The sequence below is a fragment of the Novosphingobium sp. genome (genome assembly GCF_031417815.1).
Lineage (GTDB): Bacteria > Pseudomonadota > Alphaproteobacteria > Sphingomonadales > Sphingomonadaceae > Novosphingobium.
On record NZ_JANOWI010000032.1, the window covers coordinates 21,857 to 36,216 of the forward strand.

The 14,360-nt window shown below is 63.3% G+C and carries 12 protein-coding genes and 1 tRNA gene; 6 read left to right on the top strand and 7 right to left on the bottom strand.

Translation table 11 applies throughout. The features are described from left to right. Positions 1–7: 7 nt before the first annotated feature. Positions 8–1,213, top strand: a complete 1,206-nt coding sequence (locus RMN99_RS08125) for an FAD-dependent oxidoreductase (protein WP_309622803.1) — start codon at positions 8–10, stop codon at positions 1,211–1,213. 56 nt (positions 1,214–1,269) lie between these two features. Here the strand turns inward: RMN99_RS08125 and RMN99_RS08130 are convergent, their stop codons facing one another. Next, positions 1,270–2,493, bottom strand: a complete 1,224-nt coding sequence (locus RMN99_RS08130) for an NADP-dependent isocitrate dehydrogenase (RefSeq protein ID WP_309622804.1) — start codon at positions 2,491–2,493, stop codon at positions 1,270–1,272. Between the two features lie 132 nt (positions 2,494–2,625). Between RMN99_RS08130 and RMN99_RS08135 the strand changes: the two genes are divergently transcribed. Further along, positions 2,626–3,393 (top strand): crotonase/enoyl-CoA hydratase family protein, encoded by a 768-nt coding sequence (locus RMN99_RS08135; RefSeq protein ID WP_309622805.1) that lies wholly within the window; start codon positions 2,626–2,628, stop codon positions 3,391–3,393. Between the two features lie 208 nt (positions 3,394–3,601). Here the strand turns inward: RMN99_RS08135 and RMN99_RS08140 are convergent. Together RMN99_RS08140 and cpdR are read right to left on the bottom strand one after the other, a co-directional pair. Next, a tRNA-Val gene (locus RMN99_RS08140) sits at positions 3,602–3,676 on the bottom strand. Positions 3,677–3,766: 90 nt separating this feature from the next. Beyond that, positions 3,767–4,141, bottom strand: a complete 375-nt coding sequence (gene cpdR, locus RMN99_RS08145) for a cell cycle two-component system response regulator CpdR (protein ID WP_309622815.1) — start codon at positions 4,139–4,141, stop codon at positions 3,767–3,769. Positions 4,142–4,293: 152 nt separating this feature from the next. Between cpdR and RMN99_RS08150 the strand changes: the two genes are divergently transcribed. Continuing rightward, positions 4,294–5,250 carry an N-formylglutamate amidohydrolase gene (locus RMN99_RS08150; protein ID WP_309622806.1) on the top strand — a complete coding sequence of 319 codons (957 nt, stop codon included), beginning with the start codon at positions 4,294–4,296 and terminating at the stop codon, positions 5,248–5,250. Between the two features lie 220 nt (positions 5,251–5,470). Here the strand turns inward: RMN99_RS08150 and RMN99_RS08155 are convergent, their stop codons facing one another. Both RMN99_RS08155 and RMN99_RS08160 read right to left on the bottom strand, forming a co-directional pair. After that, positions 5,471–6,250 (bottom strand): SapC family protein, encoded by a 780-nt coding sequence (locus tag RMN99_RS08155; RefSeq protein ID WP_309622807.1) that lies wholly within the window; start codon positions 6,248–6,250, stop codon positions 5,471–5,473. A 59-nt stretch (positions 6,251–6,309) separates the two neighbouring features. Beyond that, positions 6,310–7,758: an FAD-binding oxidoreductase gene (locus RMN99_RS08160; RefSeq protein WP_309622808.1), complete on the bottom strand. Its 1,449-nt coding sequence runs from the start codon at positions 7,756–7,758 to the stop codon at positions 6,310–6,312. A 98-nt stretch (positions 7,759–7,856) separates the two neighbouring features. Between RMN99_RS08160 and RMN99_RS08165 the strand changes: the two genes are divergently transcribed. The 3 genes from RMN99_RS08165 (at position 7,857) to RMN99_RS08175 (ending at position 11,128) form a co-directional block, all read left to right on the top strand. Then, positions 7,857–8,348, top strand: coding sequence for a hypothetical protein (locus RMN99_RS08165; protein WP_309622809.1), 492 nt, complete (start codon positions 7,857–7,859; stop codon positions 8,346–8,348). 119 nt (positions 8,349–8,467) lie between these two features. Continuing rightward, positions 8,468–9,907, top strand: a complete 1,440-nt coding sequence (locus tag RMN99_RS08170) for a DEAD/DEAH box helicase (RefSeq protein ID WP_309622810.1) — start codon at positions 8,468–8,470, stop codon at positions 9,905–9,907. Positions 9,908–9,931: 24 nt separating this feature from the next. After that, positions 9,932–11,128: an MFS transporter gene (locus tag RMN99_RS08175; protein WP_309622811.1), complete on the top strand. Its 1,197-nt coding sequence runs from the start codon at positions 9,932–9,934 to the stop codon at positions 11,126–11,128. Here the strand turns inward: RMN99_RS08175 and RMN99_RS08180 are convergent, their stop codons facing one another. Beyond that, positions 11,129–13,414: a UvrD-helicase domain-containing protein gene (locus tag RMN99_RS08180; protein ID WP_309622812.1), complete on the bottom strand. Its 2,286-nt coding sequence runs from the start codon at positions 13,412–13,414 to the stop codon at positions 11,129–11,131. Positions 13,415–13,524: 110 nt separating this feature from the next. Next, on the bottom strand, positions 13,525–14,360 hold an 836-nt coding region (locus RMN99_RS08185; RefSeq protein WP_309622813.1), incomplete at its 5' end, for a hypothetical protein.

Below are 14,360 nucleotides of genomic sequence, written 5' to 3' on the forward strand. Positions count from 1 at the left end.
CGGCGCGGTGAAAGCCGCGGCTGACCTCGTCATCGCTGGCGGCGGCCCGGCCGGCATGCTGGCTGGGCTGCTGTTTGCGCGGGCCGGGGTGGATGTGCTGGTGCTGGAAAAGCACGGCGATTTCCTGCGCGATTTCCGCGGCGATACGGTCCACCCATCGACCATGGAGATCCTTGCCGAGCTCGGCATGCTGGAGCGGTTCCTGCAGCGTCCGCATCACCGGATTGATGGGGCGGAAATCGAATTCAACGGCACCTTGCTGAAAATCGGCGATCTCTCGCACCTCGCTACGCCAGCGCCGTTCATTGCGATGATGCCGCAGTGGGACTTCCTCGACTTCCTGATGGACGAGGCTGCGGCCTTCCCGTCTTTCCATCTGCGCATGGACGCCGAGGTGACCGGTTTCACCGCCGCGGACGGACGCATTGCCGGCGTGACCTTGGCCGGCGGTGAGGCAATCGAAGCGCGCAAGCTGGTGATCGCCGCTGACGGGCGTGGTTCGATCGTCCGGCACGGCGCGATGCTCCCGCTTGAAGACCTTGGCGCGCCGATCGACGTGTTCTGGTTTGCCGTGCCGAAACGGGCTGCAGGCAGCCTGCTGCGTGGTTCGATCAGGGGGCAGACCTTGCTGGTCCAGATCGATCGCGGCAATTACTGGCAATGCGCGCTGTTGCTGGCCAAGGGGCAGGCCGATACGATCCGCGCCGAAGGCATCGCCGCCTTCCGCCGCCGGGTTGAAGCGGCCGCCCCGGTGCTGGGGGACCTTGCAGCGGCCTTGCCAGATTTCGATGCAGTCAAGCTGCTGACCGTTTCGCTCGACCGGCTGACCACCTGGCACCGCCCGGGTCTGCTGGCGATCGGCGATGCGGCCCATGCGATGAGCCCGGTGGGCGGAGTGGGAATCAACCTGGCGATCCAGGACGCGGTCTGTGCAGCCAATGTGCTGGCCGCGCCGATCAGCCTGGGAGCCGATCCCGATCCGCTGCTGGCGCGGGTGCAAAAGCGGCGGATGCTGCCGACACGGCTGATCCAGGCCGGTCAGCGCGCCGCGCACGAACGGGTGCTGGCGCCGTTGCTGGCGGGGAAGATTGTATCTTCCACGCCGCCCTGGCCGTTGCGCCTGCTAAACACCGTTCCGTTGCTGCAGCGCCTGCCCGGGCGGCTTATCGGTCTGGGCTTTCGCCGCGAACATGTGCGCAGCCCCATGGCCTGAAACGAAAAACCCCCGCACGGCGGCGGGGGCTTCGCGTTGTCGCGGGGCAGGGACGGCTACATTCCGTCGGCCATCGCCGTTTCGAGGTTTTCGACGATCGCTTCGAAGAAGCCCTCGGTGGTCAACCAGGCCTGATCGGGGCCGATCAGGATCGCCAGATCCTTGGTCATCTTGCCGCTTTCCACGGTATCGATGCAGACCTTTTCCAGCGTTTCGGCGAACTTCACCACATCGGGGGTACCGTCGAACCTGCCGCGATACATCAGCCCCCGGGTCCAGGCGAAGATGCTGGCAATCGGGTTGGTGCTGGTCGCCTTGCCCTGCTGGTGCTGGCGGTAGTGGCGGGTGACGGTGCCATGGGCGGCTTCGGCTTCGACGGTATGGCCATCGGGCGTCATCAGCACCGAGGTCATCAGACCGAGGCTGCCAAAGCCCTGCGCAACCTGATCCGATTGCACATCGCCATCATAGTTCTTGCAGGCCCAGACGAACTTGCCCGACCATTTGAGCGCGGATGCGACCATGTCATCGATCAGGCGGTGTTCGTAAACGATCCCGGCGGCGGCGAACTTTTCCTTGAAGCCTTCGGTATCGAACACTTCGGCGAACAGATCCTTGAAGCGCCCGTCATAGGCCTTGAGGATGGTGTTCTTGGTCGAAAGATACACCGGCCAGCCTAGGCCAAGGCCATAATTGAAGCTGGCGCGGGCGAAATCGCGGATCGAATCGTCAAGATTGTACATCGCCAGCGCAACGCCAGGCGATGGGTAGTGGAACACTTCCTCATCGATCTTGCTGCCATCGTCGCCTTCCCAGATCAGCCGCAGCTTGCCGGGGCCGGGGACCACGAAATCGGTCGCCTTGTATTGATCGCCAAAGGCATGGCGGCCAACCACGATCGGATCGGTCCAGCCCGGGATCAGCCGGGGTACGTTCTGCATCACGATCGGCTCGCGAAACACCACCCCGCCCAGGATGTTGCGGATCGTGCCGTTGGGGCTTTTCCACATTTTCTTGAGGCCGAATTCCTTTACCCGGTCTTCATCAGGCGTGATCGTGGCGCACTTCACGCCAACACCGTACTGCTTGATCGCATTGGCCGAATCGACCGTGATCTTGTCGTTGGTTTCGTCGCGCTTTTCGACGCTCAGATCGTAATACTTCAGATCGATATCGAGATAGGGCAGGATCAGCCGTTCGCGGATCCACTGCCAGATGATGCGCGTCATTTCGTCACCATCAAGTTCGACAACGGGGTTCTTTACCTTGATTTTGGCCATGTGCTTGTCCGTCGCTCCGGGGGAGATTTCCACCCCCTTAGCAGAGCGATTGGCCTGCGCAAGTAAGGGCTGGACGCGGGGGCAACGGGGCTTTAATCGTTCGGTTAAATGCTAAGCGAGAGGATCAACGGCATGAGCGATGAAAACCCAGTCCTGACCGAAGTCGAAGACGGCGTCCTGATCGTCACCATGAACCGGCCCGAAGCCAAGAACGCAATGAACAAGGCCCAGGCCGAAGGCATTGCCGCTGCGATGGACCGGCTTGATGCCGAAGACGATCTGCGCTGCGCAATCCTGACCGGCGCGGGCGGCACCTTCTGTTCGGGCATGGACCTAAAGGGCTTCCTGCGCGGCGAACGGCCGAGCATCGAAGGGCGCGGTTTCGGGGGATTGTCCGAATGGACCCCCAAGAAGCCGGTGATCGCCGCGGTTGACGGCTATGCCTTGGCCGGCGGTATGGAACTGGCGCTGAGCTGCGATCTGATCGTCGCCAATGCCGCCTCGAAGTTCGGCATCCCCGAAGCCAAGCGCGGCCTTGCCGCTGCAGCGGGGGGCCTGATCAAGTTGCCGCGCCAGATCCCGCCGCGGATCGCGATGGAACTGGCGCTGACCGGCGATTTCATCGATGCAGCGCGCGCTTACGAATTGGGCTTCGTCAACCGGGTGGTCGATGGGCCTTCGATCGACGGCGCCAAGGAACTGGCCCGTGCGGTCGCCGCCAACGGCCCGCTGGCGCTGATCGCGTCCAAGGCGATCATCCGCGATTCGCACGAATGGAGCGAAGCCGAAATGTGGCAAAAGCAGGCAAGCTATATTGCCCCGGTCTTCTCCAGTGCGGATGCCCGCGAAGGTTCGCTCGCCTTTGCCGAAAAGCGCAAGCCCAACTGGCAGGGGAAGTAACCAGACCAAGTTCCTCTCCGTTTTTGGCGAATGCCACAAATGGGGAGGTGGATGGGCCGAAAGGCCCAGACGGAGGGGCTTTGACGCCAGCCTCGATACCCCTCCGTCAGCGCTTCGCGCTGCCACCTCCCCATTTGCACTTCGTGAAAATGGAGAGGACCCCGTTACAACGAAAAAGGCCCCGGGGAACCGGGGCCTTTTTCGTGAATGGTGGGCGTAGCAAGGATTGAACTTGCGACCCCTACGATGTCAACATAGTGCTCTACCACTGAGCTATACGCCCGCACCATTCAGGTTCTGCCCGAGGCCGTCGCCCCGGGCAGGGGAGCGCCATTAGCTGCGCGACTTGCGCAATGCAACCCCAGACTTGGGCCTAGATCGAAGCCTGCGCCTGCTGGCCGAACATCCGCTCCACTTCCAGCACCAGGTCTTTCAGGTGAAACGGCTTGGACAGCACCTTGGCTTGCGGTGCCTCGCGGCTGGCTTTCAGCGTGACGGCGGCAAACCCGGTGATAAACATCACTTTGGTCTTCGGGCTGATTTCGGCGCAGCGCTGGGCCAGTTCGATGCCGTCCATTTCGGGCATGACGATGTCCGAAAGCAGCAGGTCGAAATGGTATTCCTGCAAATAGGGAATTGCCGCCGTGCCGCGATCCACGGCCACCACTTCATAGCCGGCGTTTTCCAGCGCGCGGGCCAGATAGGTGCGCATGGCCGCCTCGTCTTCGGCAAGCAGGATGCGGATCATGTGCGGTTCGTCCCGATCTTCCATCAAAGCGCCCTTTGTGCAGCGCCGGTTATGAGCTTGGCCTCTTCGTACACCAACCAGGTTAACAATCCTGCCTGTTTTTGGCCCCGTCGCACTTTGACACGCGCGGCGCTTCAGGCCAGTCAAATGCGATGGATGACCGCCCAGCCAGTCAAGCCGATTCGCCGCGTACCGAGGGGGGCTCGATCCCCGGTAGCGGCGGCCTGTCGGCCTTTTCGCTACTGGCACCCCAGCCGTCGGCCGTGCCGGTGTTGCTGGCCGTGCCGCATGCCGGCCGGGCCTATCCCGGGACCTTGCTAGAACGGATGCGCAACCCCGGCTTTGCCGCGCTCAAACTGGAAGACCGTTATGTCGACCGGCTGGCCGAACGTGTGGCCCGCGATACCGGCGCGGCGCTGCTGGTGGCGCATGCGCCGCGGGCGATGATCGACCTCAACCGCGGGCACGAGGATGTCGATTGGGACATGTTCGCGCGCGGCCGGCCCGATGGCGTGGGTTGCTATACCCCCGGGATCCGCGTGCGCAGCGGGCTGGGCCTGATCCCGCGCCGCTTGCCGGGTCTGGGCGAACTGTGGAAGCGCCGCCACGATGAGGAGGATCTGGCCGCGCGGATCGATCAGATCCACGAGCCCTATCACGCCTGCCTGGCCGTATCGCTGGCAACGCTGCGCGAACGCTGGGGTGCAGCGCTGCTGCTTGATCTCCATTCGATGCCGCCACTGGGCGATCGCGGCGGTCTGCCGGGTCCGGATTTTGTGCTGGGCGACCGGTTTGGTGCAACCTGCCACGGCCGGCTGGTAGCAAGCTGTTTCAGCTATTTTGCGGAGCAGCGGCGCGGCGCGGCGCACAACCGGCCCTATGCCGGCGGCTATGTGCTTGAACGCCATGCCAAACCCGAAGAAGGGCTTCATGCGCTGCAGATCGAGATCGATCGCAGCACCTACCTCGATGCACGGCTGGCTGATCCTGGCGCCGGGTTCGATGCGATGGCAGAGCTGCTGACCGGTTTGGTGCGACGCCTGGCCGGCGAGGTTGCCGATCTTGCCCGGATCGATACCGCACAAGGTTGGGCCAGTGCCGCAGAATGAAAAAACCACCTCGTGCAAAAAGCACGAGGTGGCCAAGGTTCAGGGAGGAGGTGCACCAAAGTGCACCTGCCCCGCCGGGCCATGAGGGAAGCCGCGACAGGACCCTTAACAAATAGGCTGGTCGCAAAGCACTTTCAAGCCTTGCCGACGCACGCAAAAGAAACGGCGCGATTCCGCCGATCAGCGGAACCGCGCCGTTAACTATTCGCGTTGAGTGCGATCAGTTGGTTGCAGGCAAGGCGGGAATCGGCCCCTTGCCCTGCTCAACCTGGCGCGCGAAGACCTGACTCATGTGCTCAAGGCTGAACAAGTGCGCGAAAACCAGGGCAAGCATGCCGTTCTGGTTCATCGCGCGCAGCACATCGCCGCGCAGCTCGCGCAGCTTTTCCTGGTCGATCATCTTGAAGCCGCGGTAGAGGAACGGAGTTTCGTTGCCGGTCTGCTGGATCGAAACTTCGCCGTCCATCAGCAGGTCATGCTTGACCAGTTCTTCGACGAACGCCGAGGTGCGGAAGCCCGCCTCTTCGAAATTGCGGCAGAATTCGAGCGTGGCGTTGCAGGCTTCGCTGGGCTGGCCATCGACGAACAGCTTGTTGCCATCGGGATATTCGCCAACCAGATCGCTGGTCGGGTCAAAGCACAGCGACAATTCGTCCGAATCGGGCTGAAGCTTGGCCAGCATGAACGGATAGCGGCGCGCATAGGCCGGCACATAAACCGGTTCGAGTTGTTTGCCGTTATCGTCGAAAAAGGTGTTCACCCCTTCGTTGAGGCCCATCAGCGCCAGCGGAACCGGATTTTCCGAGATCGAGAAGACGATCGGATAGTGGCGCGAAGCGTGAACGAATTCCTCGGCCGTCAGCGGTACCGCGTGCTGGCCCACCATCCAGTTGGCAGTTTCAGTGGTGCGGGCAGCCCAATCCGCGTGGTCGCGGCTGTTGAGCGGCATGAGGTCCTTGTAGAACATCGGCAGATTGGCGGCATGAGGCGCGCTGGCCATTGTTTGATCTCCGGTATGCAGTCGAGTCGATGCCGGCATCCCGGCGCGAAACCGCGCGTTTAGTCGCTCGGCTCTTTGCGCGCAAGCGGCAGCAATTTACCGGGATTGAGCAGACCCTGCGGGTCGAGCGCAGCCTTGACCCGCGCCATCAGATCCAGCGCCACCGGATCGCCCAGTCGGCCCAGTTCGTCGCGCTTCATCTGGCCGATCCCGTGCTCGGCCGAAATCGTCCCATGCCATTGCGACACAAGGTCGTGCACCATGCGGCTGACCGCTTTGCCCTCGCCCACTTCCCATTCACCGCGCACCGCGCCGGGCGGGGCGGTGACGTGGAAGTGCACGTTGCCATCGCCCAGATGGCCAAACGCAAAAGCGCGCGTGCCGGGAAAAGCTGCTTCGGCTGCGGGGACTGCCATGGCGATAAATGCGGCCATCTGCGCCACCGGCACGGCAATATCGTGCTGCATCGCCGCGCCCTTGCCGCGCAGCGCCGCAGAAATCGCATCGCGCAGGACCCAAAAGGCCTCGGCCTGCGCTTCTGATGCGGCCAGTGTGGCGTCTTCCACCAGCGCGCGCTCCATCGCCGCTGCCAGCATGGCGGTGGCCTGATCAGCAAGATCGGCAGCCGGATCCTCGCTGACCAGTTCGATCAAAGCGTTCCAGGCATGTGACCCGGCCAGCGGCGCGCGTGCCTGAGGCTGATGATCCAGCACGGCGGCGAGGCATTCGCGCGGCACAACCTCGAATCCTTCAAGCGCGCGCCCAAAGCGCGCCTCGCACAGTTCGAGCAGGCTGCGTGCCGCCGAAATTGAGCTTAGCCCGGCCCAGATCACCTGCCGGGCACCGATCGCCGGAACCAGCTTCAGCCGCGCAGCGGTCACAATCCCCAGAGTGCCTTCGCTGCCAATGAACAGCTGCTTCAGATCGAACCCGCGGTTGTCTTTCTTGAGCGGGGTCAACGCCGACCATAGCGAACCATCGGCCAGCACTGCCTCAAGCCCCACAACCTGCGCGCGCATCGTGCCGTGGCGCAAAACCTGGGTGCCGCCGGCATTGGTGGCGATCAGCCCGCCCACCGTGGCCGATCCCTTGCCGCCCAGGGTGAGGGGAAAGCGAAGGCCCGCCGCCTCTGCCGCCTGGTGGAGATGCTCAAGGATCACCCCGGCGCCGCAGTTTACCTCGCGCGCAGCCACATCGATCGCATCGATCGTCGCAAGACGGCGGAGGGACAGCAGCACTTGCGCGCCGCTGGCATCGGGGGTTGCCCCGCCCGACATCCCCGAATTGCCGCCCTGTGGCACAACGGCCACGCCGTGGGCATTGCACAGCTTCATCAGCGCCGCCACCTCAGCCGCATTGGCCGGCGCGGCGAGCGCCGCGGCCTTGCCGGTGTAGCGTCCGCGCCAGTCGGTCAGCCACGGTTCGACCAGGTCTGGATCGGTGAGCAATCCGCGCGGGCCGAGCAGGTCCTTGACTGCGTTCAAAAATGGCGGGTCCGGCTGGATCATCGCGGCCTGCTATGCCATGGCCGTCGTCCGCTATCCAGCCCCCGCCCGGTGCGGGGGTTAAGCGATGGTTCAACGATCACTGCTAGGGAGGAGCGGCAATGAACCCGGCGCTCCATCTTCTGGCCCCTCTGGCCTTGCTGTTCCCTGCGTTCGCTATGGTCGAAACGCCGCTGGAGCCGGCCGCCGTGCCTGGTCCGGCCGCACCGCCCGTGGCCGAACAAGTCAGCATCGAACAGCGCGTAACAATCCGCATCAACCCGCGCCCCGCGCCAACGCGGATGGGCGTGCCCTTCATGGACGAAGCATCGCCGCGCTTCATGGAACGCAAGCTCGGCAAATGCGTGCCGTTAAGCGGGATCGCCGGGATCCAGCCGGTGGCGGGCGACAAGCTGTTGCTGATCATGCGCGATGATAGGCTGATCACCGCCCAGCTTGAAAAAGGATGCCAGGCGCGCCAGTTCTACTCAGGCCTGATCGTCAACCGCGCCGACGACGGGCAGATGTGTGTGCAGCGAGATGCGTTAATGTCGCGCAGCGGTGCCAAGTGCCAGGTGATCGCTTTTCGCGAACTTGTCCCGCTTGACGACTAGGCCGGTCCCGGCACCGTTTTCTTGACTTTCGTGCGCTCTTGCGCCAATGGCCCGGCCATCCGGCGCATGTATTGGGCGCGTGAACCGGGACTCCCTCAACTTCGGACAACCATACCATCATGAAATTTGCCGATATCGGCCTTTCCGACGAATTGCTCGCAGCGGTCACCGCCAAAGGCTATGACACGCCCACTGCGATCCAGGCCCAGGCCATCCCCAGCGTGCTGATGATGCGCGACATCATCGGTGTGGCGCAAACCGGCACCGGCAAAACCGCCAGCTTCGTGCTGCCGATGATCGACATTCTGGCCCACGGCCGCCGCCGCGCGCTGATGCCGCGCAGCCTGATACTTGAACCGACGCGCGAACTGGCCGCCCAGGTTGCCGATGAATTCGCGCTCTACGGGGTCAACCACGATCTCAAGATGGCGCTGCTGATCGGCGGCGTGCAGATGGGCGATCAGGTCAAAGCGCTGAAAGACGGGGTCGACGTGCTGATCGCTACCCCGGGCCGGCTGATGGACCTGTTCGAACGCGGCAAGATCCTGCTGACCGGCTGCGATCTGCTGGTGATCGATGAGGCCGACCGGATGCTCGACATGGGCTTCATCCCCGATATTGAAACGATCTGTTCCAAGCTTCCGGCCCAGCGCCAGACCCTGCTGTTCAGCGCAACCATGCCGCCGCCAATCAAGAAACTGGCCGACAAGTTCCTGACCAATCCGAAGTACATTGAAGTGGCGCGTCCGGCGTTGACCAACACCCAGATCGTCCAGTTCAAGGTTCCGGTCGCTTCCAGCCGCGTCAAGCGCGACGTGCTGAAAGAGCTGCTGCGGACCGACGACGTCAAGACCGCGATGATCTTCTGCAACCGCAAGACCACCGTGCGCGATCTGGCCAAGGCCCTCAAGCAAAGCGGCTTTTCCGCTGGCGAAATCCACGGCGATATGGATCAATCGGCCCGGATTGCCGAGCTTGACCGGTTCAAGGACGGTTCGATCAACATCCTGTGCTGTTCGGACGTTGCCGCGCGCGGCCTTGATGTGAAGGGCGTTAGCCACGTCTTCAACTTCGACACCCCGTGGCACCCGGATGATTACGTCCACCGCGTCGGCCGCACCGGCCGCGCGGGCGCCACCGGCCGCGCCTTCACCCTGATCGCGCCTGAAGATGCCGAAGCGATCGCCAATGTCGAAAAGCTGACCGGCGGCAAGCTGACCGTGTTCGAAGTGGGCCAGGGTGCAAAACCTGCCCCGCGCAGCGAAGAACAGCCGGAACGCGCCGAACGGCCTGCCCGAACGCGGCGCGCGCCAAAGCCCGAAGCTGCCGAAGCGGCGCCGCCAGAACGCGCACCGCACGAAGAACCAGCGACCCGAGCAGAACCAGCGCCGCGTGAAGAACGCGCGCCCCGCGAAGCGCGTGCGCCCCGTCAGGATCGCCCCAGGCGCGACGGCACTAAGGCCCCCAGGCCCGAACCCAAACGCCAAGCGGCGGACGATGGCGACGGCGATGTGTGGAACGGCCCGGTCCCCAGCTTTCTTGGCGTTTCGGCGCTTTAGCAAGCCTCTGCCCGGCGGCCTGCGATGAACGCACGCACCGTTCGCAGGCCAGCGATTCCCCGCACCGTCTGGACACTCGGCTTTGTCAGCCTGTTCATGGATATTTCGTCTGAAATGATCCATGCGCTGATGCCGCTGTTTCTGACCGGGGTGCTGGGGGCAAGCGTCGCGCTGGTTGGCATGATTGACGGGGTGGCCGAGGCGACCGCATCAATTTCCAAGGTATTTTCCGGCTATATATCAGACCGGATGGGACGGCGCAAGCCGCTGATCTTGCTGGGTTATGGCCTTGGTGCGGCGTCCAAGCCGCTGTTTGCGCTGGCCGGAGGGCCAGGCCCGGTACTGGGCGCGCGGTTTATTGACCGGATCGGCAAGGGGCTGCGTGGTGCGCCCCGCGATGCGCTGGTTGCCGATGTCACTTCGCCCCAAAACCGGGGGCGTGCCTATGGATTGCGGCAGGCGCTCGATACGGTCGGGGCCTTTCTTGGCCCGCTGATCGCGATCGGCCTGATGGCGCTCTATTCGGGTGATATGCGCGCGGTGTTCTGGTGGGCCGTTCTGCCCGGTGCTGCGGCGGTGGTGCTGGTACTGCTGGGTATCAGCGATGCCGAACGCACCCAAGGGCCCAAACCGGCGCGGGCGCCGCTTCGGCTCGGCGATCTGCGGGCATTGCCGACTGGGTTCTGGGCAGTGACGGCAATCGGCATGGTTCTAACCATGGCGCGGTTCAGCGAGGCGTTCCTGGTGCTGAAGGCGAATGCCTCCGGACTTTCGCCACTGCTTTCGCCGCTGGTTCTTGTGGTCATGAACCTGTTCTATTCGGCCGGTGCTTATCCGGCCGGGGCAATGGCCGATCGTGCTGGCCCGCATCGGTTGTTGTTTCTCGGTCTGGCCAGCCTGATCGCGGCGGACCTGCTTCTGGGGCTGGGTCAAGGGTTGCTGCCGGTCTTTACCGGCATTGCGTTGTGGGGTGTGCATATGGCGCTAACGCAAGGGCTGCTTGCCCAGCTGGTCGCCCAACACGCACCCGACGACTTGCGCGGTTCAGCGTTCGGGCTGTTCAATCTGGCCAGTGGTATCACGATGCTGGCCGCCAGCGTGCTCGCCGGGCTGCTCTGGGATTGGGCCGGGCCCGCCGCGACTTTCCTGTTCGGCGCAGGCTTTACGCTGCTTGCCGGGATGTTGCTGATGCTGCTGCGGTCCCCGGCGATGCGGCACTGATCATTCTGCCAGCTTCACAAAGCTGTCGATCACCCGCTTCGGCCCGGCGGTCTCAAACGCGATCTCCAGCTTGTTGCCTTCCTGCGCGGTCACTGTGCCGTAGCCGAACTTTTCGTGAAACACCCGCACCCCCACCCCAACATCGCCGCGCGGTTTGGCGGCGAAGCTGGCGGCGGAGCGGATGGCTTCGGGCAGGCGTTTGGGGGCTGGGTCATAATCGCGCGCAGCGGCGCGTTGCCAGCCGGGGCCGCGGGTCATGGTCCGCGATGGCTGGTTGGCGATATGGGCAAACGGATCGGCGCCTTCGCTCCACTGCGCACGCCACAGCGACGCGCCGCCCGAAAGCGTGGTCTCCTGTTCGACATGCGCCGGCGGCAGATCGGCGATGAAGCGGCTGGGGATCGAACTGGTCCACTGGCCGTAGATCCGCCGGTTGGCGGCGTGGAGGATGGTCGCGGTCCGCCGCGCGCGGGTAATTGCCACGTAGGCGAGGCGGCGTTCCTCTTCGAGGCTGGCCAGCCCGCCTTCGTCCATCGCCCGCTGGCTGGGAAACACGCCTTCTTCCCAGCCGACCAGATAGAGATTGTCAAACTCCAGCCCCTTGGCGGCGTGGATGGTCATGATCGTCAGCTTTTCGGCGCTGTCATTCGCCTCGTTGTCCATCACCAGACTGACGTGTTCGAGGAAATCGCCGAGCGCTTCGTATTCTTCCATCGCGCGGGCAAGTTCGGCCAGGTTTTCGAGCCGGCCTGCGCTTTCCGCGCTCTTCTCGGCCTGCAGCATCGCGGAGTAGCCGCTTTCATCGAGCACGGTGCGAGCAAGTTCTGCCGGTGACAGCGTTTTGGCCGCATCGCGCCAGCGCGCCACATCGCGCATGAACGACAGCAAGGTATTGCGGGCGCGAGCCGGCAGCTCATCGGTATCGACGATCTCGATCGCCGCCAGGCTGAGCGGGATCACCCGGGCGCGGGCGTGTCGGTGCATTTTTTCCAGCGTCTTGTCGCCCAGCCCGCGTTTTGGGCTGTTGTAAATCCGCTCAAACGCGAGGTCGTCGCTCGGTTGGCTGATGAGGCGCAGATAGGCCAAAGCATCGCGAATTTCCGCGCGCTCGTAAAAGCGGAAGCCGCCGACGATCTTGTAGGGCAGGCCGATCGCGATGAAGCGGTCTTCGAACTCGCGGGTCTGGAACTGGGCCCGCACCAGGATTGCCACTTCGGCCAGCGAAGCGCCTTCACGCTCGAGCCGTTCGGCCTCTTCACCCACCCGCCGCGCTTCCTCGGGCCCGTCCCACACGCCGATCACACGGACCTTGTCGCCGCCGTTCCGTTCGGTCCACAGCGTCTTGCCTAGCCGCTGGCTGTTGGCGTCGATCAGCCCCGATGCCGCCGCCAGAATATCCGGTGTAGAGCGATAATTCTGCTCCAGCTTGATCACCTTGGCGCCCGGAAAATCTTTTTCGAACTTGAGGATATTGGCCACTTCTGCGCCGCGCCATGAATAGATCGACTGATCGTCATCGCCCACCACGCAGATGTTCTTGCGCTCCTGCGCCAGCAGTCGCAGCCACAGGTACTGGACCTGGTTGGTATCCTGATATTCGTCGACCAGGATGTATTTGAAGCGCTGCTGGTACTGGGCCAGGATATCGCGATTGGTCCGCAAAATGTTGAGCATGTGGAGCAGCAAATCACCGAAATCGCAGGCGTTGAGCGCTTTGAGCCGGTCCTGATAAAGCCGGTAGAACTTCTGGCCCTGGCCATCGGCATAGGCTTCGGAATCGCCAGCCGAAAGATCCTGCGGGTTCAGTCCCTTGTTCTTCCAGCGATCGATGCACTGCGCCAGCAGCTTGGCGGGCCAACGCTTGTCATCGAGCCCCTCCGCCTGGATCAGCTGCTTCAAAACGCGCAGTTGATCGTCGGTATCGATGATCGTGTAGTTCGATTGCAGCCCGACCAGTTCGGCATGGCGGCGCAGCAGCTTGGCCGCGATCGAATGGAATGTGCCCAGCCACGGCAGGCCTTCCACGCCGGGCCCAAGCAGGTTGCCGACCCGCTCCTTCATTTCGCGCGCGGCCTTGTTGGTGAAGGTGACGCACAGGATTTCGCTCGGCCAGGCGAGGCGGCTGCGCACAATATGCGCCAACCGCGCGGTCAGCGCCGCGGTCTTGCCGGTGCCAGCCCCGGCGAGCATCAGCACCGGGCCTTCGGTGGTCAGGACCGCCTCGCGCTGGGGCGCGTTGAGGCCATCGAGCAGTGGGTCGGAAGGGGATTCAAAAGGCGGTTGCACTGGCGAACATCTAGGGAACGGGGCGGCTCGGCGCAAGTCCCGTACGCTTGCGTCGCCGCGATGGAACCAGCACGCTCAGCGCCGGAAATCGCACTGAATGCGTTTCGTCGTTATTCCCACGGCCATTCGTCTGACAAGTCCGGCCAGACATAGCCCATGTTGTTGCAGATGGGCCGGTATGTGGCCAATACCCGAGCAAGGTCTTCTCCATCCCGGCGTTGTTCATCGAGCATCGGTTCGGACAGGACCGAGCGCAGGTTTTGGGCACTGGTGAACATGATTTCGCACGCGTGACCGCCTTTTCCGTCGACAAATGCGATAACGCCGCGGCAATAGCCGGCTTTGGCCGTCGCAGTGGGTATGCCGTGGGCCAAACTGGCCATGCGATTGCAAATTCCAGCCATTTCAGCCGCGCGCGCTTGCTTCTGCGGCCCTTCAGGCGCGGCAATCACGAGGTTCATCTGGTCAGCAAGTTCGATAGATACCGCCTGAAAATCTTCGTGGCTGACAATCGACGCCTCTCTCTTCGCTTCAAGTTTCTGGCATTCGACTTTCGGATCGCGGATCCGCATCGTCTGATAACCCGTTATCCTGTAGAAGTGGCATGCGCGGACCCAATTGCCGATCGCCGCATTGGAATCGGCGACGCAGATCCGCGCCGCAAGGTACGTCGGCGCAACCTTGCCGCGGTCGGGCAAGCCAACGTTTTCGAAAGTCCCAAGTGCAAACGCACATTCAGAGCTGGCTGTGGTCCAATCTCCGCTCTCCAGTGCAGCGACACCACGGCGCAATCTCTCATCAGCAGCGTTAAGTCTGGTGCGCTCTTCCGGTGAAAACCGCACGCCTTCAAGTTCATAGCCGACCACATCCCTGCCGGCCGAAACGGCGGGAGCAGTTGTCAACGCAAGCAGCGCCAGTTGCAGCCAAACTACCGTTAACAAGCCGG